18 protein-coding genes are annotated in these 19,347 nt (G+C 40.9%); 7 read left to right on the top strand and 11 right to left on the bottom strand.

Features of this window, described 5'->3' with window-relative positions; genetic code table 11:
• The first annotated feature begins 353 nt into the window (after positions 1 to 353).
• The 5 genes from IEX12_RS21185 (at position 354) to IEX12_RS21165 (ending at position 5,866) form a co-directional block, all read left to right on the top strand.
• Positions 354 to 1,115 carry an ABC transporter ATP-binding protein gene (locus IEX12_RS21185; RefSeq protein ID WP_102415191.1) on the top strand — a complete coding sequence of 254 codons (762 nt, stop codon included), beginning with the start codon at positions 354 to 356 and terminating at the stop codon, positions 1,113 to 1,115.
• A complete protein-coding gene (locus tag IEX12_RS21180; protein ID WP_088050377.1) occupies positions 1,116 to 1,865 on the top strand; it encodes an ABC transporter permease in 750 nt (249 codons plus the stop codon). It abuts the gene before it with no gap.
• Between the two features lie 688 nt (positions 1,866 to 2,553).
• A complete protein-coding gene (locus tag IEX12_RS21175; RefSeq protein WP_286171332.1) occupies positions 2,554 to 3,165 on the top strand; it encodes a TetR/AcrR family transcriptional regulator in 612 nt (203 codons plus the stop codon).
• Positions 3,166 to 3,345: 180 nt separating this feature from the next.
• Positions 3,346 to 4,227, top strand: coding sequence for an ABC transporter ATP-binding protein (locus tag IEX12_RS21170; protein WP_088050379.1), 882 nt, complete (start codon positions 3,346 to 3,348; stop codon positions 4,225 to 4,227).
• Between the two features lie 25 nt (positions 4,228 to 4,252).
• On the top strand, positions 4,253 to 5,866 hold the full coding sequence (locus IEX12_RS21165) for an ABC transporter permease (RefSeq protein WP_188725847.1): 1,614 nt from the start codon (positions 4,253 to 4,255) through the stop codon (positions 5,864 to 5,866).
• A 302-nt stretch (positions 5,867 to 6,168) separates the two neighbouring features.
• Here IEX12_RS21165 and IEX12_RS21160 read toward each other — a convergent pair whose 3' ends face one another.
• Together IEX12_RS21160 and IEX12_RS21155 are read right to left on the bottom strand one after the other, a co-directional pair.
• Positions 6,169 to 6,717, bottom strand: coding sequence for a DUF3231 family protein (locus tag IEX12_RS21160; protein WP_088050381.1), 549 nt, complete (start codon positions 6,715 to 6,717; stop codon positions 6,169 to 6,171).
• Between the two features lie 132 nt (positions 6,718 to 6,849).
• Positions 6,850 to 7,917: a citrate synthase/methylcitrate synthase gene (locus tag IEX12_RS21155; protein WP_188725846.1), complete on the bottom strand. Its 1,068-nt coding sequence runs from the start codon at positions 7,915 to 7,917 to the stop codon at positions 6,850 to 6,852.
• A 112-nt stretch (positions 7,918 to 8,029) separates the two neighbouring features.
• Between IEX12_RS21155 and IEX12_RS21150 the strand changes: the two genes are divergently transcribed.
• Complete coding sequence (locus tag IEX12_RS21150) at positions 8,030 to 8,908, top strand: LysR family transcriptional regulator (RefSeq protein ID WP_188725845.1); 879 nt, start codon at positions 8,030 to 8,032, stop codon at positions 8,906 to 8,908.
• 41 nt (positions 8,909 to 8,949) lie between these two features.
• On the opposite strand, the gene IEX12_RS21145 is transcribed toward IEX12_RS21150, so the two are convergent.
• The 9 genes from IEX12_RS21145 to IEX12_RS21105 all read right to left on the bottom strand — a co-directional run bounded on the left by IEX12_RS21145 (position 8,950) and on the right by IEX12_RS21105 (position 18,786).
• A complete protein-coding gene (locus tag IEX12_RS21145; protein WP_088050384.1) occupies positions 8,950 to 10,476 on the bottom strand; it encodes an FAD-dependent oxidoreductase in 1,527 nt (508 codons plus the stop codon).
• Between the two features lie 118 nt (positions 10,477 to 10,594).
• The gene (locus IEX12_RS21140) at positions 10,595 to 11,011 is read right to left on the bottom strand and encodes a hypothetical protein (RefSeq protein ID WP_088050385.1); all 417 of its coding nucleotides are present in this window, start codon (positions 11,009 to 11,011) and stop codon (positions 10,595 to 10,597) included.
• 147 nt (positions 11,012 to 11,158) lie between these two features.
• On the bottom strand, positions 11,159 to 11,860 hold the full coding sequence (gene narI, locus IEX12_RS21135) for a respiratory nitrate reductase subunit gamma (RefSeq protein ID WP_088050386.1): 702 nt from the start codon (positions 11,858 to 11,860) through the stop codon (positions 11,159 to 11,161).
• 16 nt (positions 11,861 to 11,876) lie between these two features.
• Positions 11,877 to 12,479, bottom strand: a complete 603-nt coding sequence (gene narJ / locus IEX12_RS21130) for a nitrate reductase molybdenum cofactor assembly chaperone (RefSeq protein ID WP_088050387.1) — start codon at positions 12,477 to 12,479, stop codon at positions 11,877 to 11,879.
• 3 nt (positions 12,480 to 12,482) lie between these two features.
• Positions 12,483 to 13,979 (bottom strand): nitrate reductase subunit beta, encoded by a 1,497-nt coding sequence (gene narH, locus IEX12_RS21125; protein ID WP_088050388.1) that lies wholly within the window; start codon positions 13,977 to 13,979, stop codon positions 12,483 to 12,485.
• Positions 13,969 to 17,652, bottom strand: coding sequence for a nitrate reductase subunit alpha (locus IEX12_RS21120; protein ID WP_088050389.1), 3,684 nt, complete (start codon positions 17,650 to 17,652; stop codon positions 13,969 to 13,971). The genes narH and IEX12_RS21120 overlap by 11 nt, the downstream gene beginning before the upstream one ends.
• Positions 17,633 to 17,926: a hypothetical protein gene (locus IEX12_RS21115; protein WP_088050390.1), complete on the bottom strand. Its 294-nt coding sequence runs from the start codon at positions 17,924 to 17,926 to the stop codon at positions 17,633 to 17,635. The genes IEX12_RS21120 and IEX12_RS21115 overlap by 20 nt, the downstream gene beginning before the upstream one ends.
• 84 nt (positions 17,927 to 18,010) lie before the next feature.
• A complete protein-coding gene (locus tag IEX12_RS21110; RefSeq protein WP_088050391.1) occupies positions 18,011 to 18,328 on the bottom strand; it encodes a hypothetical protein in 318 nt (105 codons plus the stop codon).
• A gap of 41 nt (positions 18,329 to 18,369) precedes the next feature.
• A complete protein-coding gene (locus tag IEX12_RS21105; RefSeq protein ID WP_088050392.1) occupies positions 18,370 to 18,786 on the bottom strand; it encodes a hemerythrin domain-containing protein in 417 nt (138 codons plus the stop codon).
• A 427-nt stretch (positions 18,787 to 19,213) separates the two neighbouring features.
• On the opposite strand from IEX12_RS21105, the gene IEX12_RS21100 reads away from it, so the two are divergent.
• Positions 19,214 to 19,347: helix-turn-helix domain-containing protein (locus IEX12_RS21100; RefSeq protein WP_188725844.1), on the top strand; the 134-nt coding region annotated here is incomplete at its 3' end.

Genomic DNA, 19,347 nt, shown 5'->3' with positions numbered 1-19,347 from the left:
CAATAAATGAATGTGATATACCTCCTATCCAGGCTAGAAATTCTTTTTCATCATAGATGGTGGCTGCGCGAATGCGGAGCCATGTTGGTTTCTTATCCATTCAAAAAGTCGATAAGGCTATGAAAAAATAGAAGGAACGTAGTACTATAATACCGACTGAATAGATGGTTACAAATGTGAATTGCCACCTTCACTATTCAGTTCTATTTTTAACCTGGTAATAAGTTATACAGATTATCAGTCAGACTAAGTAGGGGAATACAGGTAATCTAGCTTCGCAAGGCACTCGACCGGATAATTACTCCGGATCTCGCAAGCGGCCTTGCTGAGCTTTTTATAAGGGGGAAAAAAGTATGAGCAATGCAGCGATTTCTGTAAAAGGTTTAAAAAAATCTTTTAAAGACAAGGAAGTCTTAAAGGGGGGGGATTTTGAGGTGCGACGTGGCGAAATTTTCGCACTGCTGGGCTCAAATGGAGCGGGCAAGACGACGACGGTCAACATCCTCTCGACGCTGATGAAGCCCGATGGTGGCGAAGCAGAAATTTGCGGCTTTGATGTCCAGCGTCAACCGGATCGTGTTCGCCAGAGTATCAGCCTAACAGGGCAGTTCGCAGCTTTAGACGGCATGCTCACAGGAAGGGAGAACCTGATGATGATCGCCAAGTTGCGGGGAGTTTCCAATCCCGCTCAAGTCGCCGACAATCTGCTTGTAAGATTCAGCCTGCGTGACGCGGCCGATCGCCGGGCGGACCAGTATTCCGGCGGGATGAAGCGCCGGCTTGACATAGCCATGAGCCTGATCGGGAAGCCAGCAGTTATTTTTCTCGACGAACCCACCACAGGGCTTGACCCTGAAGCACGGATTGAAGTCTGGGATACCGTCAAGGAGCTTTCCGAGGGTGGCACGACCATCTTGCTTACGACCCAGTACCTGGAGGAAGCCGAACAACTTGCAGACCGTATTGCCATCCTGCATGGCGGAAAAATCATTACGACCGGCACCCTTACCGAGCTCAAGGAGATGTTCCCGCCAGCGAAAGTGGAGTACATCGAGAAGCAGCCGACATTGGAGGATATTTTCCTCGCGATCATCGGCAACAAGGAGGAGATGTAAATGAAAAGCAAAGCAGGGGTATTACTAGGGCGTTTAATGCGTAATATCATGCGCAGCCCGGATACGATTATCACGGTGGCGATTACGCCGATTATGATGATGCTGCTGTTTGTCTATGTATTTGGCGGCGCCATTGAAACAGGCACGGACAATTACGTCAATTATTTATTACCGGGAATTCTGCTGATCACTATCGCATCCGGCGTGGCATACACTTCCTTGCGGCTATTTACGGATGTAAAGAGCGGGCTGATGGCGCGTTTCATTACCATGCCCATCAAGCGTTCGTCGGTATTGTGGGCTCACGTGTTGACCTCGCTTGTTTCCAATGCGCTTACTGTCGTGGTGGTTATCCTGGTCGCGCTCTTGATGGGCTTCCGTTCCAGCGCTGATATCCTGGATTGGCTCGCGGTAGCTGGAATACTCGGGCTGTTTACGCTGGCGCTGACATGGCTGGCGGTCATTCCTGGATTGAGAGCGGGGTCTATGGAAGGGGCGACAGCCTACTCGTACCCGCTGATTTTCCTGCCGTTTATCAGTTCGGCCTTTGTCCCCACCGAAACCATGCCTAAAATTGTCCGTGCGTTCGCTGAGAACCAGCCCGTGACTTCAATCGTGAATGCGATTCGTGCTCTCTTGTATGAAGGGTCTGTTGGCAATGGTATCTGGACCGCGCTTGCCTGGTGTGTGGGGATCATGGTCATCGCTTATTTGATCGCCAGTAAAGCATTTAAACGCCAGTTAGGGTAAGTACACCATTATGGGATTAGCCATATCAATAGTCAGCTGCTGCGATGAATGTATTTGCTATCACATGGAAGGCTGCTTAAATGCCAGGCAACCATCGGTGAAACTATGAAAACCCTCAAAATTGGTGTGATTGGTGGCAGCTCGATCACTTATCCCAACGCGTGGTTTGCCATACATGCTTTAGAAGAGTTTACAGCGGGAAGTTTTCTTTCCCAAGAGGAGAAATTAAAAGATAAAGCCCATAGATATAATTGACGGTAAAAGAATTCCGAAGCAAACCCGCTTGATAATCAATGTCATTAACTTAAGGAACTATGGATTGCATTTCAGTTGGAATGTGGTCCATAGTTTTTTTGGATTGAAGGAAAAAATTATTAAGGCAGCACGAACTAGTCGTCTTTGAATATAACCCTGATACTAAAACATTTGAAGTTGTTAGTTCATTGACTTATGGAGATATCCTTAACCAACCTTTAAAGTTCTTTTAGAGGATGTTCACGCACTTTTAAACTTTTCTTTTTATTTTATTATAAAATATTGGATTTTTTAATCGAACTTTATTTCAAGGCTCTACTTGAACCCCATTTTTTAGATTCCTGTTGACTGACCCGGTCACTTATATTATACTGTATATGACCATAATGGTCACTTTAATTTTAACGGAAAGGAGATAATCACCATTTATTCCATGTTCAATAACTTAAAATCAGAGAAACAAGAGCGGATTATTAACGCAGCAATAAAGGAATTTGTCCAAAGTGGTTTTGAAAAAGCATCAACAAACGAAATTGTAAAAGAGGCTAATATCTCTAAAGGCTCATTATTTAACTATTTTAATAGCAAAAAGGATCTTTATGTATATTTAATCGAATACAGTATTCAAGTTATTGAGAAGCTTTATGAACAAATTGATTTAAGTGAAACCGATCTTTTTAAAAGAATCGAGAATATTGGATTACAGAAATTGCATATCCATAAAAAGTTCCCTCACGTATTTGATTTCTTGGCTTCTTCCACCCAAGAAGAATCGGCTGAGGTAAAAAAAATTATTAAGCACAAAGTTGATCCAATCTATGATCAAGGTAAAAAGATAATATATAAACATATTGATTACTCCAAGTTCCGTGAAGAGATTGATATCGAAAAGGCAATTGAAATCCTGAATTGGACAATGTTTGGATTTGGGAAGAAAGCTCTCCATCAAATAGATACCTTTGAAGATATTGGTGAATTTGGAAATCAATATCTTAAAGAATGGGAGGGTTATACTAAAATACTTAAGTACAGCTTTTACAAATAAAAATGAAATATGGGTGTATTGAAAGTTAGAAATTTAACGAAGAAGTGGGAAGTTTACAACGTTAGATGAGGGTATCAATATTTACAATAGTTTTTTATCTGGAATTATAAACTTCTCCTTAAACTGAAAGCACGTTATAAAATGATGTCAAAATTATTTATAAAAAGGAGTGTCAGTGTTATGACAGAAATTGTAAAAGTGCAAGGTTTACAAAAGAAATTCGGTAAATTTCAAGCATTAAGTGATGTGACATTCACGGTAGATGCTGGAGAAGTTGTCGGTTTTATTGGCCCTAATGGCGCTGGTAAATCCACAACTATTCGTACTTTATTGGGAATTATTAAACGAGATGCCGGCAATGTGGAAATATTCGATAAGGATGTTTGGAAAGACAGCCTTGAAATTCATAAACGAATTTCTTATGTCCCTGGAGATGTCTCGTTGTGGGGAAGTCTAACAGGTGGCGAAATTATTGATCTATTTCTTAAATTGCATGGTGGTGGAGACAAGCAAAAACGCGATTATTTAATTAAACGCTTTGAATTGGATCCTAAGAAAAAAGCCAAAGGATATTCGAAAGGAAATCGACAAAAAGTTGGTTTGATTGCAGCATTATCTGTTGATTCGGATTTATATATTTTTGATGAACCAACTTCTGGTCTCGACCCTTTGATGGAAGCAATTTTCCAGGAAGAAGTGGAAAAAATCAAAGAATCAGGTAAAGCCATCCTGCTATCCTCTCATATTTTGAGTGAAGTAGAACGCTTGGCGGATAAGGTTGTCATCATTCGCCAAGGTGAAATTGTGGAAACTGGTACCCTTGATGAGCTGCGTCATTTGGCTCGTTCTACTGTTACTTTGGCAACAGAAGGTGATGTGGCTAAAATGGCCACTGTAAATGGAGTATTTGATTTCAACCAAAAAGATAATCAAGCAACATTCTCTGCGGATAATCAGTATCTCAACGATATCTTAATGGAAGCAAGCAAATTAGGTGTCAAGAAATTTGAATCTGTACCGCCAACCCTTGAAGATTTGTTCATTCGTCATTATGAAGGATAAGCGCCCGAAAGGAGGATGAAATTAGATGAAGGAAAAATTTGCGCGTTGGGATACACTGTTTCTACAATATCTAAAACGTGATTGGAAAAAAATTATTGTTTGGGTTTTAGGACTTGGCTTGTTTTCAGCTGCGTTTGTTCCAGCATTTGAAGAAATAGCAAAAGGACGAGGGTTGCTGGGAATGTATGAAACCTTGCAAAACCCTGCTATGATATCCATGGTGGGCTCTACACCAGTTGAAACAGCAAGTGATTATACTTTAGGGGCAATGTATGCGCATGAAATGTTACTATTCTGTGGTTTATTTGCGATGATAATAGCTGTTTTACACGTGGTAAGTCATACCCGTAAAGAAGAGGATCTTGGTCTTACTGAGCTTGTGCGCTCATTTCAAGTAGGCCGTCAAGCAAACGCTCTTGCCACAATTATAGAGACAATTTTTATTAATGTCATATTAGCACTTTTTATTGGTGGAGTAATGACGAGTTTCGGTGCCGATACTATTTCTGCTGAAGGTTCCTTTTTATTTGGGGCATCAGTCGGAATGGCTGGGGTTATCGGTGCTGGGATTGCTCTGGTTATGGCGCAAGTTATGTCAACCTCATCTGGTGCAACAGGTTCAGCACTTGGGATTATAGGATTACTTTATATTATTCGTGCGGGAACAGATGTCTCCAATGTTGACTTATCCATGATCAATCCACTGGGTTGGGCGTATTTAACCTATCCCTTTACGGAAAATAACTGGGCTCTACTAATTTTTGCCTTGATTTTCAGTATAATCGTGGTGATTATTGCTTTTACCCTTGAAGGGGCTCGCGATATGGGTGCTGGCTATCTTCCTGAAAGAGAAGGTCGAGGGAGAGCAAAGAAATCCTTGTTGTCTGTCCGCGGTTTATTTATCAAGATTAACAAAGGCGTGATGATTAGTTGGTTGATTGCTTTTGTTATTATGGGTGCTGCCTATGGTTCGATTTATGGAGACATGCAGACCTTCCTGGAAAGTAACGAAATGATGAAACAAATGTTTTCTCATTCAGGCGTTTCTATTGAAGAATCATTCACTGGCACGATTATGATGGTTATGATTGGTTTGGTTTCGATTTTACCAATTGTCCTTGTCAATAAACTGTTCTCTGAAGAAAGTCGCTTACACTTAAGTCAGCTCTATGCTACTAAAGTGACCCGCAGCGAATTTTATTGGACCAGTATTGGGTTAGCGATTTTTGCAGGTTTAGTTGGAATCTTATTAGCAGCAGGTAGTCTTGGTGGTACAGCTATCACAGCCGTGGGGGATAGCTCAGCGAGGGATATATTGAATTTTCTTGCCGCTGGCTACAACTTCTTACCATCAGTATTATTCTTTACTGGTCTTGCTGCTTTAGCCCTCGGTTGGGCACCGAAACTAGGTAAAGTTGTTTATGTTTATCTTGGCTACTCCTTTGTACTAAACTACTTTGGCGGGATATTAGAATTACCAGAATGGTTTTCCAAAACAGCAATTCAAAGTTGGATTCCGCTAATGCCGATGGAGGATTTTGATGCTCCAATTTTCATTACAATAACGGTGATTAGCATCGCTTTGATGGTAATAGGTTTCCTTGGTTATAGTAGGCGGGATATGATTGAAGGAGCTTAATATTGACTAATAAGTAGGTAAGTGAAATTAGTTAAAGACTAATGGCGGGTGCCTATAAAGTATATTTTAAGAATACTAGTTTAATCTTTCAATATTGGGCGCCATTTTCGGAAAAAGACTTGGCGCCTATGATCAAACATTTTTCTGGAGTTTACATAATATATATTATAGGTAGTTGTAAAAGAAAACAATTTCCTTATCTCAATACCAAAGTATACTCATGATAATGAGACAAAATAAAAATTTCACGCTACCTTTCAATAACGTGAAATTTTGGCGTGCTTTGTGCAAACTTCTTCCTATTACTGCTTTGGTAATCCTGGGGGATAATAATATGGAGGAACTTTTATCCAGCCTCTTTTCCGCATTAGAACTTTTAAACTTGAACCAAATTTCATTTTCTCTAACATACATTGCGTAAATAAAACACTTACATCGCTTCTAATACATTGATTTATCGCTGAAGCGCATATAGTAATAGCAGAAACCGTCTTAATACTTAACCCATTCATAAGCTCATCATCCGTAAGTTTAACTCCTAGTGGAACTCCATTTGGTTCAGAATCTGGACGTTGTTCACTCGCTGGAGGTAAATGAACACCTTCCTTTTTCATAAAGTTCTTAAATCTCTCCGCTTGAGCTCTGCACTGATCTAAACTTTCTTTTAACGTTTTGATAACTTGGTCATCTGTTGTTGTATTTAGTCCGATCTGAATATAAACGATTGCTTCATCCATTACCGTTAAATAAAGCCAACAACTCATAACCTCTCCAACATGTAACGGGTTTTTTGGCTCATTATCCAAATTCACTTGGAAAAAGTCTTTTACAGTTTCAAAAATAGTGGTCATGTATATCTTTCCCTCCTGCAAATCATCCTTTTTATAGTGTTTGCGGAACAAAAGATTATATTCTTCCTATCCTCTCTTTAGTCGAACTACAAGTTAAATCTTAAAACTCTGACCTTAGGGATATGGGGTAAGCTATTTGCCAATGTACTTCGCACCTGGACGGAAAATTGTGTTGTTGCTTGCTTGTTCCATTGCATGTGTACACCAGCCAACAATTCGGCTTGCGCTGAATATAGCTGTGAATAATGCTGGATCAATGTCCAATGATTTCATAATGGCTGCTGCATAATATTCTACATTTGTATATAGTCGCTGATCCGGTTTATATTCTTTCAGGATGTTAATTGTTTCCTTTTCCGTTTCCAGCGCTAAATCAACCCAATCTGGCAATTCATCCAACTCCAAGATTTTTGCTTTTAAACCTTCTGCACGTGGATCGGTAGTTTTGTATACACGATGGCCAAAACCCATAATCCGTTCTTTATTATCAAGCTTTTTGTGAATGATTTCACTTATTCGATCCTTTGTCTTAATTTCCTCCAATAAATTGATCACCCCTGATGGTGCTCCACCATGCAATGGTCCTTTCATTGTACCGATTGCGGATGTTACTGCGGAAATGATATCACTTTGCGTTGAAATGGTAACTCTTGCCGCGAATGTTGAGGCATTCAATCCATGCTCCATTGTCATGATCAAGTAGGATTCAAGTAATTTTGCCTGATTCTTGTCTACGGAACCTGTCAGCATATACAAGAAATTTTCCACGTGGTCAAGATCCATGCTCGGTTCTATTTCCGACATTCCCGCTGATTTCCTATAGCGATATGCAATAATTGTTGGTATGATTGCAATTAAGTGAATTGCATTGTCCAAATTAGCGGTTCCATTACGCGTAAGTGAAGAAATTGTTGTCCGTAATACATCCATCATTGCCTGTTCTTTTGGCAACAGATCAATAATTTGTCTTACATAAGCGGGCAGTTTCCGATTTGTTTTTAAATTATCCTGGAATGTGGCAAGTGTATATCGATCCGGAAATGTTCCCTTTAATAAATAAAAAGCGGTTTCTTCAAAAGAATACTGTTTAACTATTTTTTCTATTGGTATTCCGCGATAAACCAAGCTTCCTTTCTCACCATCAATTTGACTTAATACAGTTTCGATCGCAGTTACTCCTTTTAATCCTGGCTGAAACATTGGTTACTCCCCTTCCCTTTTCTTACTTTGAGTATAAACCGTCTGTATAATTATTAAAATTTAATCTTTTTTTGTATAATAATAAATATATTTTATTAATCGGGGTGTAATGATGGATACACGGATACTGGAAACGTTCATTTTAGCTGCTCAATATGAAAATTTCCGAGTGGTTGCTGAAAAACTTTTTATCACGCAACCAGCAGTAACATTTCAGATTAGGCAGTTGGAGAAAGAACTTGGGGATAAATTATTTGTCAAAAATGGAAGGCATGTTGCGTTAACAGAGCTTGGGAGATTGTTTTATCCAGAAGCAAAAGAAATAATCGGGCAATTTGATAGAAGCATGAAAACTGTAAACAGATTTCAGCAAGGATTTCATAAATCAATAAGGATTGCTATTTCTGCTTTGCTTGCCGATACCATTTTGCCAAGTATACTTAGAAAATATACGGAACAATATCCTGAGGTGGAGTTATCGATTCAGGTACTGGAATCGGAGCAAATTTCTCACTTGGTTAAGAGTGGCAATGTTGATATCGGGCTATCCTGTTTACCCGGTTTTTCCAATGTGAATTCCGTTAAATTTCACGAAGAGCCCGTTAGTCTTGTATGCAGTCATGACGGCTATGATGCCGAATCAGGGCCGATAATTGATGCGCAGAAACTATTAGAAGACAATATTATTTTTACGGATAACCATCCAGCTTATTGGGATTCCATAAAAGATCAATTGAAAACCTCGGTAACATACTATAAATTAATGAAGGTGAATCAGTCCCATATAACAAAACGGTTTGTATTGGAAGGAATTGGTGTCAGTTTTTTACCAAAATCCATCATTAATCGTGAAATTATCGAGGGACGATTGCTGGAAGTCCCAGTTCCTTTTATGGAATTACCTGCAGCAAGTATGTATATGATTTATAAATATGACCATCAGCTTGAAAACGATTTTGTAACGTTTATTTCGAGTTATCATTTTGGTTAATTATAACGGAAAAAAAGCAACCAGCAAGGTTGCTTTTTGTTTTAAAGCTCTACTTTATTTAACGGTTCTTTTGCAGGTCCTTCGACAACCTCGCCAGTATACGTATATCTTGACCCGTGGCATGGGCAGTCCCATGTTCGGTCGCCGGAATTCCAATGTACCTCACAGCCCATATGCTTGCATGTTGTATCGACAGCGTACAGTTTATTGTCCTTATCCTTATATACACCAGTGCGCAGGCCATTGACGCGGGTGATTGTTGCGTCATCTGGTGACAGATCCTTAATATTGTCATTGGTAAATTCCAACTTACCTTTGATTAAATGTTTGGCGACATCAGCATTGGCAGTGGTAAATTCACGAATGGCAGGGTCAGCCTGAAAGCGTGATGGTGTGTACAGATCTGCATAGGCGCTATCCTTTTGCATAATTTGATCACTAATCACTTTCGCGGCGATCGTTCCATTGGTCATGCCCCATTTACGAAATCCTGTAGCAACAAAAACAGATTGCTGTGCACCTGTTACTGGGCCGATGTACGGGACCTTGTCCAATGTTGTTAGATCTTGTGCTGACCAGCGATAGACAAATTCGGATATCCCAAAATGTGTCTCGGCATAATCCTGTAAAGCTTTATAATGATCCATTGTTGACTTTCCCTGGCCGGTTTTATGATTTTCGCCAACAATGAGCCATAAATCTTCGCCATTGACCGTTGCGCCCCGGACGGATCGTGTTGGCGACTCTGCGTTAATGTACATACCTCCAGGGAATTGTTTTGGTGTTTTAACAGCGATAATATAAGATCTTTCCGGGTACATCCGAGTTGGATAAAAGCCTTGACCATCATAAAACGGATAGTGTGACGCTTCTATCACATAACGGCATTTAATTCGGTGTTCATCCCTTGTGATAATCGCTGGATGTTTGGTATATTCCACATCAACAGCAGTTGTATTTTCATAAATTTCTGCACCGTTTTTAACCGCTTGCTCGACCAATACCTTTAAGTACTTCAAAGGATGAAATTGTGCCTGGTCCTTCATGATTAACGCCGATTTAATTGGCAGAGTTAACGGAATGGTATTCGTCAGTTCTCCAGGAATGTCAAGCTGATCATATGCCTTTTTTTCGGTCTCTAACTGTTGAAGATATGATTTGGCATTGGTAAAAACGTAGGCATCTTCTTTTTTAAAATCGCAGGAGATATCATGTTCGGTTATTGTTTCTTCGATCAATTGCTTCGCTTCCATACATGCTTTATAATACAAAGAAGCTTTGTTTTTACCGAAGTGTTCAATAAGTTCATTGTAGATAAGCCCGTGCTGTGCAGTGATTTTTGCTGTTGTATGACCGGTTGTTCCATTTAATATTACCCCTGCATCAATCAATACTACTTTAAGATTTTGCTTTGATAATAGATATGCTGCAGTTATTCCTACGATCCCCCCGCCAACGATCCCTACATCAGCATCAATCGATTCATCCAACTTAGGAAATGTTGGCAAGCTTACCGAATCCCGCCAATATGGTTCGGGGTATTGCGGCATCTTGATCTGTTCAGCCATCTCGTTTCGCTCCTTTAAAATACATTGTTGGATTTAGTTTTACCTTTTTGTCGCGAAATATCCAAAAAGCAACAGACAGTTCCATGAATTTTGAACCGTCTGTTGCGTATATACGTTATTAAGTTAGCAGCATATCCTCTTCACTATTACTATGGATTTTATTGATGATTAATAAGGATTGAAATTGATCAATAACTTCTTTTGTAACTTTTCTTTCGGCTAATTGCTTTTTTATGGTAGCTGTAATCATTCGTATTAAGTCATGATCCCGTGTCAGCATGTGAATTTCTTTTGCCATTTTCGGGTTTCCTTCGAGTATCTCCTGATAAAACCCATCCTCTTCTGCATCTGCGTGAGCGATAACCCTTGTTTCCCAGTGTTCTACAAGCGTCTTGGCCGCTTTTAAGCAATCATTGACTTTTTCGTCCCTCGCTAATCGTTCTACAAGCAATGTCAGATCCCTTGCTTCAACAAGAGCTCCTTCATGGATGGAATGATGCGATTCAAGTTTTCGCAGTGAAGGTCCAGTAGCCATGAAATATACCCCCTAATTCGATTTTACAACAATATTGTATCATGAATTTGTAGGAGAACTTGACTTCTGCAAGCGATTAAAAAAGGAGATTTTGTGAACAACGCTAAATAGAGAACCAGGAAACCCCCTTCTCATTCTATTTAATGATTAATCAGCTTGACGCCCGCTCTGATATCTTGCACGTGACCGGTATTGCTGTGGTGCCCGGCCGGGATAGGTTGCCGGCAGACTGTAAAAATGCACTAACCTTGTGAACGGTATGGATGCGAATAGCCCAAAAGCCAATAAGGTATGAACTTTAAACAAAACTGGTATTCCAGTCATAAGCAGGTAATCAGGACTAAGTGTAAATAAACTACGAAACCAGGGACCAATTGCTGATCGGTAATCAAATTCCTCAGGTGTTACATTCAGAAATAAAGTTATATACAATCCTATACCTGAAATAATCAGTAAAGCTATTACAGAATAAAAGTCAGCAAAAGTTGCATGAACCCGGACTGGATCAAAAACCACTTTTCTGATAAGCAAAATGATCAAACCAGCAACTAGCATAATCCCCGCGATTGAACCACCATAAACGGCACCAAGGTGGTACAGATGATTGGATACACCAATCATATTATAAAACCTCAGCGGGATAATAATTCCCATTATATGACCGATAAAGGCGAGGAGAATCCCGTAGTGAAAAAGAGGGGATCCCCACTTTAGCCATTTCTTTTCAAAGAATTCAGTCGATGGTGCAGCCCAGGTTAATTGTCGAAAAGCAAAACGGTACAAACTTCCAAATATCATGATGGTCAAACAGATATACGGATATACAACCCACCAAAAAATATCACTCATACTACCTTCTCCTTCGTCAATTGTACATTATTGGATATGGCAATTCCTCAAGGTCGGCCTCTTCCCGCTCAAATTCCAATTTTTCTATTTCCGCTTTCGTTGGTTCCGGGAAAATATATGCCATTAGAATTGCTAGTACATTGTAATAGGGATTGCTGGCAGGCAAGTGACCCATGATTCTATGAATGGCCACGGCAAGCCTTCTTACTAGCCGTTTATTTTCTTGGTTGTCTGGTGCTGCCGCCAGGAATTCAAACAACATAGGCATGTAATCGGCCAATTCATCATCCACCCGTTCAAAGCCTGCTTTATTGATGACCTTTTGCAATTTTATTAACGCTGCCCCCCGCTTATTACTGTCACCCAACTCATGTGCAGTTAAATAAAGTCCCTGATTGGCTTTCAAATCGAAGGTAGTGACATATAACTTTTGCAGCTCTGGCAATGAATAATGAAATATCGGTTTTAAAGCCATATCCAGTTCTTCTCTCAATCCAGCTAACGATATGTTTTCCTCCATGCACTCTTTAATATCTTCTGCCAGAGTGGAAAAATTATCATCGGGATACGTTAACAGCCGGGATGCAATCATTATAAGCGCACGTTCTTGTTGTTCCATTGATCAATCCCCTTTTCCAAATGGGTAGGTAACCATTCCCTCAGGTGGTGCAAGATCTTCAATACTGCATGCCCCTTGTTTATAGTAAAGATCGTCGTCCATTTCCCGTCGGCCGGTTGGAATAACAAACCGTTCATTATATTTAGAAACACCTAGAAGACGTGCCATATCCTCAATTTCTTCAGGTGTTATATTTGCTTCTTTTACCAATTTCGTTTGTCTGAATTCATCGATGCCGCCTACCGTTTTTCCACGCATATGAACCCGCATTGCTGTCAACTTGAGAAGAACTTTTCGAATAACATCTGTGTCACCCGCTGACAAAATGGACGCTAAGTACTCCATGGGAATGCGCATTTGATCGACAGCCGGAATATAGCCATCTGTATTTAATTCATCCTCATTTGTAATGTGATTCATGATCGGGCTTAATGGTGGTACATACCACACCATTGGCAGTGTCCGGTATTCTGGATGGAGTGGCAGGGCGATTTTCCACTTCATAGCCATTTTATAAACCGGAGAATTTTGTGCACCTTCAATCCACTCATCATTTATGCCAGCTTTTCTTGCTTCCTCGATTACTTCCGGATCAAATGGATCAAGGAAGACAGAAAGCTGTGCTTCATACAGGTCCTTTGGATCCTCTACCGATGCAGCTGCTTTTACTTTATCAGCATCATATAAAACGACACCGATATAGCGGATTTTGCCTACACATGTTTCAGAACAGATTGTTGGTAAACCAGCTTCTGTCCGCGGATAACAAAAATTGCATTTTTCCGCTTTATGCGTATTCCAGTTGTAATAAACTTTATGATATGGACATCCGCTCATACAGAAACGCCAGCCGCGGCATTCTTCCTGATCTACAAGGACAATGCCATCTTCATCGCGTTTGTATAGTGCACCTGATGGACATGAAGCTACACATGGCGGGTTCAGACAGTGTTCACAGATTCTTGGCAGATACATCATAAACGTTTTCTCATATTCCATCGAGATATGTTCCTGCAGTTTTTCAACAGATGGATCTTGCGAGACAACATCTGATCCTCCCGCTAAATCATCATCCCAATTAGGTCCCCATTCTGGTTTATCGATATACTTTCCCGTAATCATAGATTGAGGTCTTCCAACTGGCAGATTCTCTCTTTTCGGACTTTCAATCAGGTTTTGATAATCATATGTCCACGGTTCATAATAATCTTCCATGTTAGCCAGATCCGGGTTGTAAAAAATGTTTAGCAGTTTTGAAATCGGTCCACCTGCCTTGAGCTGCAGTTTTCCATTTTTTAATACCCAGCCGCCTTTATAATGATCGGAATCTTCCCAGCGTTTCGGATAACCTTGACCTGGACGGGTTTCGACGTTATTAAACCACATATATTCCGTACCCGGGCGGTTTGTCCAGGTGTTTTTACACGTTACAGAGCAGGTATGACAACCGATACATTTATCCAAGTGCATCACCATCGCAACTTGCGACTTAATTCTCAAGCCAATCAACCTCCTTCAGTTTTCTGATTACAGCAATCGTATCCCGTTGATGTCCGGTCGGACCATAGTAATTAAAGCCATAACTTAGCTGGGAATAGCCGCCAATCATATGGGTTGGTTTCAAAGTGACACGAGTTACACTATTGTGGGTTCCACCACGTTTTTTGTTTATCGATGTCGCCGGTACACCTAACGTACGATCCTGTGCATGATACATATAAATCATGCCCCTTGGGATTCGATATGTCAGTACAGCTCTTGCTGCAATAGCTCCATTACGGTTATATACCTCGACAAAATCGTTATCTTTAATGCCGATTGATTTTGCGTCCTCTTCATTCATCCAGAGTACCTGCCAGCCTCTGAATAAGGTCGACATGTTGGTGGTATCGGTAAACATCGTGTGAATACCCCATTTTTGGTGAGGGGTTAGATACCTTACCGTTAAGGATTGTCCATCCTCTTCTACGCCTTTTTCATTTTTAAGAAACGGGCCATAGTGTAATGGCGGCAAATATAAAGGCAGTCCTTCGCCGAAATCAAGCATCATTTCATGGTCAAGGTAAAAGCTTTGTCGTCCAGTAAGTGTACGCCAAGGAATATTGTATTCGGTATTTACGGTAAACGGCGAATAGCGTCGATTATCCTTCTCCATGCCGCTCCAAACCGGTGTTGAAATCGCAGTTCGCGGCTGAGCTGTTAAGGCATCCAGTGTATAGTCTTCTTCTTCACGTGCTTTGGAAATTTCCTCAAGTTTTTGTCCAGTCTTGGCCTCTAATGATTTCCAACCAGCAACGGCACGTTTTCCATTGCTTGCACCGGACATTAACAGGATGGCATTAATTGCCTGTTTATCTGTATATAAGTCCGGGTGGCCTTTCCCAATGCCATCCCGTTTGGACTTCCCAAGCCTTGATCCTAGTTCTTGATAAACATCTTCACCAGGAATCTTTACCCCTTTTCCGCCGTATCCCTTTTTAATTTCTTCTCCAATTGTCGACCATTTTTGATAAATATTAGGATAATCCCGCTTAACAATTTTCATGCTCGGTATTGTTTTCCCCGGGATTGCTTCTACTTCACCTTTCCGCCAGTCTTTGATTTTGCCAAAGACTTGTGCTACCTCTCCTTCTGAATCATGTGCCAATGGTGATATAACTAAATCCTCTGTAGCTGGCAGATGTTTTTCAGCAAGCTCTGAGAACACCTTACTGATTTCACGGAATGTATTCCAATCACTCTTTGCCTCCCACGGCGGATTAATTGCTGCATTAAACGGATGAATAAATGGGTGCATATCTGTACTGCTTATATCAAATTTTTCATACCAGGTTGCAGTTGGCAGGACAATGTCGGAAAATAATCCAGAACTGGTCATCCGGAAATCAACGCTTACTAATAGGTCTGCTTTTCCGGTTGGCACTTCATCACCATATGTCTTTACATCAGAAGGCTGCCAGGAATTTTCCGGTTCAGCTAAAACCTGATTATCGCCACCCACGAGATGCTTGACAAAAAATTCGTGTCCCTTTCCACTATCGCCTAGCAAATTAGAGCGCCAATTAAAGAAGACCCTTGGGAAATTATGGGGATGATCAGGGTTTTCGATTGCCCATTCGAGCTTATCACCCTTAAGTTGTTTCACAACATCGTCAATAATTTCCTGCTCTGTTTCGGCCCCTCTTTCCCGGCTATCTTTTACGATGTCAATTGAATTCTGTGTGAATTGCGGATATGAAGGCAACCAGCCAAGTCGTGCAGCAAGTGCGTTCATATCAGCGGGATGCATCACATTATATTTACTTTTCCATGGTGCTCCCTCCTGGTTCAGCTTTGTTTCATAGCGATATTGATCCGTATGAAAATAAAAATAGGATGTAGCATTTTGCAGCCGCTGCGGTTTTTGCCAGTCATTTGCAAATGCAACCTGCTGCCATCCTTCCTGCGGGCGCACTTTTTCCTGACCAACATAATGAGCCCAGCCCCCGCCATTCACCCCCTGTGAACCAGTTAACAGTACGAGATTAAGGATAGCCCGGTAAATTTGATCACTGTGGTACCAGTGATTTGTACCACCGCCCATCGCAATCATTGATTTTCCTTTTGTTCGTTCAGCATTATCAGCAAACTCTTTCGCAACCTTAATAACATGATTTTTGTGGACACCGGTAATACTCTCTTGCCACGCAGGTGTATATGGCTTCAGATCGTCATAATCGGACGGATAGTCACCAGGCAAATTACGATTTACCCCGGTATGCGCCATCATTAAATCATAGACAGTTGTTACCTTTATTGTATTTCCGTTTTTATCTTGAAAATGTTTAACCGGAACACCTCGTTCAACAACATTCCCGGTTTCTTCCGCAAAATATGGAAAGTTCACCAATACGGTTTCATCCGATTGATCAATAAAACTTAAAGCAGGGTCAATCCATGTTCCATCTTCCCGTTTTAACTTCAGATTCCACTTGCTGCCTTTGTCCCAGCGGAATCCTTGACTACCATTCGGGACTTCCCATTGTTTCGTTGTTGTATCCCAGACAACGGTCTTCCATTCAGCAAGATCATGGCTATCATTGAGATCAGACGCTCTTAGGAATCGTCCACTACGATATTCGCCATCTTTTTCATCGATGGTTACTAAAAATGGCAGGTCCGTGTATTTCTTTACGTAGGAAGTAAAATATGGTGTGTCCTTATTCACGTAAAATTCTTTTAAAATGACATGGGTCATTGCCATTGCCAGCGCACCGTCCGTACCCGCTTTTGCCGGTAGCCAAATATCGGCGAATTTTTCGTATTCTGCGTAATCTGGACTTACACCAACAACCTTTGTCCCATTGTATCTGGCCTCAACCATAAAGTGGGCATCAGGGGTACGGGTTTGTGGCAAGTTTGTTCCCCAAATGATAAAGTACTTGGAGTTGTACCAATCCGCGCTTTCCGGAACATCGGTTTGCTCCCCCCAAACCTGAGGGGATGCTGGCGGCAAGTCTGCATACCAATCATAAAAGCTCAAAATGGTACCACCGATTAAGGACAGAAAACGGGTGCCAGCAGCATAGCTTACCATTGACATCGCCGGGATCGGGCTGAATCCGGCAATCCGATCCGGGCCATAATTTTTAATCGTATGTATCGAGGAGCTAGCTATAATCTCGCACATTTCCCGCCATGTAGCCCGGACAAAACCACCCTTACCACGTGCATTGACGTATTGTGCCCGTTTGTCCGGGTCGCTTACGATAATTTCCCAAGCCTCTACGGGATCACGCCCGTTCTCTCGTTCCTGTTTCCAAAGCTCATACAAATCGCTGCGGATATACGGGTATTTCACTCTAATTGGACTGTATGTATACCAGGAAAAACTGGCGCCTCTAGGACATCCGCGTGGTTCGTACTCTGGAAAATCATCACCAGTGCTCGGGTAGTCTGTTTGCTGGGTTTCTGATGTAATAATTCCGTCCTTTACATAAATCTTCCAGCTGCACGAGCCCGTACAGTTGACACCGTGTGTAGACCGAACAACTTTATCATGCTGCCAGCGTCTGCGATACATATCTTCCCAGGCACGCGGGCGCGGGCTTTCTTCCGTCCATTCCTTATTAATTCGCTCTCCTTGTTTTATATGCATTAACGAGTCAAGCAGCTTATTTTTTGTTTTTTTCAACCAAACCACCCTCTTTATTTAGTGAATTCATCGGATTAAAGCGTTCACCTAAAATTTTAAATGAGCCTGTGCCTTCCTTCATTTCCTCAAGAAAAATTTTCAGCTCAGGGGCATTAGCTGCAACTAATATCAATCGCTCCAGTGTGTTCATATCATTGATTTTATAGATTCCATCTATAACCCCGGCCGGAAGATTACCAAACCGCATTCGGAGTACGGCAATTAAATCTTCGCGATCCTGAACAAAATTTGCATCCTCTTCAAACGAAAACATCCTCGTTCTTCCTTTCTGTATGGGCTTGCGCAAAGGAAACATCCTTTTGCTCTGCAGCTCTTTTTGTGTTTATGAACAATTCGTTTACATTTTCATCATTTTAAAATAATCAGCAATCATCGCTTCTTTAATTTTCTCAGCGCTATCTTTAATAAAATCGGTAATACCTGTATTTAATTGATTTATATCGTCCACGGTAAAGTGTTGCGACAATGCATGTGAAAATCCTTCACCAAAACGTAAAATAATATGATATCCTGCATCACCTTCTCGCAGTGTTGCTTGAATATCGTATGGTTGAATGTGCATATCTTCCAATTTGGAAACGATATGGTGATATAGTCCAGGGAATACGATGCGCAACGACCGTTCTTTCACCTGACTTTTATTCCCGGTTTCCATCGAGCTCACCTCCAAAAATGTGATGTTTAACCGGTGGCTAATTAGTGATTGGGCAAGATTTTCTCCTCCGCCTGATTATGAAGCTGATCAACTAATATTAATGCCTGGAATCGCTGAACGATAGTATCATTAATAATTCCTTCATCTAGCATAACCTTGATTTCTTTTACGAGGAGCCGTAACAGATCATGGTCACGTGTCAGCCCTATAATAGATTCCTTTAATGATGGTGTGGTCTCGACAAGTTCTTTATACAACCCTTCCTCTTCGGAATCCGCATGGCGCAATGTTCTGGTTTCCCAGTGTTCAAGTGTGACTAATGCGACTTCAAGTGCTTTATCAAATTGCTCATCCCTGATCAAATGATCAAGTATTCCGGTTAACTCTGCTGCTTCGTGTAATGCAGCTTCATGAATAGCCGCATGACTATCCACATGTTTTAATGCGGGACCTGACATAATCCTTCTCTCCTCACTAATAATAGTAAAAAAACGACCATTACCGATAAAGAATAACAATAAGAATAATCTAATAAACCATAGTATTGATAACTTTAAGAATAACATGGATAATATTGCATAACAATAGATAGTCAAATTAGTGTGACAACTATCACGTTATTACTTTTTCGACATAACATGTGTTAGATTTTATTATGAGTGTGCCCAAAATGAAAACTTTTTATCTCCTGAATAGCAAATATACCTTGAAAATGTTCTGGATTGTTATGTTTTAATTTTTGACTGCCTTCCGAAAGAAGTCTCCCTCTTCAAGCCTGTTACTGGCAATCCCTAAAGGCTAAGGGGTGATGAATTTCGGTTTGCTTTAGTAAAATGCTTGCCAACCCCAAACGCATGATCCATAATAGAGTTGGGAGGTGCATTCATGTTACTGAATCAAAAATATGAAATTTTCCCTTTACCTGAACAAATAGAAATACTGGAGACCTGGCTTTCCTATTGTCGGCTAACATACAACTCTGCACTTCTCGACAAACAACGTAAATACAGACAATCGAA

Source organism: Lentibacillus populi (assembly GCA_014642895.1).
In the GTDB taxonomy this organism is placed as follows: Bacteria; Bacillota; Bacilli; order Bacillales; family Amphibacillaceae; genus Lentibacillus_C; species Lentibacillus_C populi.
Note: the sequence above shows the minus strand (reverse complement) of the source record. Positions and strands in the feature narration are given on the sequence as shown.

What these genes read in the sequence shown, in the direction of transcription:
- IEX12_RS21185 (WP_102415191.1), top strand. Translation starts at nt 354, where the DNA reads ATGAGCAATGCAGCGATTTCTGTAAAAGGTTTAAAAAAATCTTTTAAA.
- IEX12_RS21180 (WP_088050377.1), top strand. Translation starts at nt 1,116, where the DNA reads ATGAAAAGCAAAGCAGGGGTATTACTAGGGCGTTTAATGCGTAATATC.
- IEX12_RS21175 (WP_286171332.1), top strand. Translation starts at nt 2,554, where the DNA reads ATGTTCAATAACTTAAAATCAGAGAAACAAGAGCGGATTATTAACGCA.
- IEX12_RS21170 (WP_088050379.1), top strand. Translation starts at nt 3,346, where the DNA reads ATGACAGAAATTGTAAAAGTGCAAGGTTTACAAAAGAAATTCGGTAAA.
- IEX12_RS21165 (WP_188725847.1), top strand. Translation starts at nt 4,253, where the DNA reads ATGAAGGAAAAATTTGCGCGTTGGGATACACTGTTTCTACAATATCTA.
- IEX12_RS21160 (WP_088050381.1), bottom strand. Translation starts at nt 6,717, where the DNA reads ATGACCACTATTTTTGAAACTGTAAAAGACTTTTTCCAAGTGAATTTG.
- IEX12_RS21155 (WP_188725846.1), bottom strand. Translation starts at nt 7,917, where the DNA reads ATGTTTCAGCCAGGATTAAAAGGAGTAACTGCGATCGAAACTGTATTA.
- IEX12_RS21150 (WP_188725845.1), top strand. Translation starts at nt 8,030, where the DNA reads ATGGATACACGGATACTGGAAACGTTCATTTTAGCTGCTCAATATGAA.
- IEX12_RS21145 (WP_088050384.1), bottom strand. Translation starts at nt 10,476, where the DNA reads ATGGCTGAACAGATCAAGATGCCGCAATACCCCGAACCATATTGGCGG.
- IEX12_RS21140 (WP_088050385.1), bottom strand. Translation starts at nt 11,011, where the DNA reads ATGGCTACTGGACCTTCACTGCGAAAACTTGAATCGCATCATTCCATC.
- narI (WP_088050386.1), bottom strand. Translation starts at nt 11,860, where the DNA reads ATGAGTGATATTTTTTGGTGGGTTGTATATCCGTATATCTGTTTGACC.
- narJ (WP_088050387.1), bottom strand. Translation starts at nt 12,479, where the DNA reads ATGGAACAACAAGAACGTGCGCTTATAATGATTGCATCCCGGCTGTTA.
- IEX12_RS21115 (WP_088050390.1), bottom strand. Translation starts at nt 17,926, where the DNA reads ATGTTTTCGTTTGAAGAGGATGCAAATTTTGTTCAGGATCGCGAAGAT.
- IEX12_RS21110 (WP_088050391.1), bottom strand. Translation starts at nt 18,328, where the DNA reads ATGGAAACCGGGAATAAAAGTCAGGTGAAAGAACGGTCGTTGCGCATC.
- IEX12_RS21105 (WP_088050392.1), bottom strand. Translation starts at nt 18,786, where the DNA reads ATGTCAGGTCCCGCATTAAAACATGTGGATAGTCATGCGGCTATTCAT.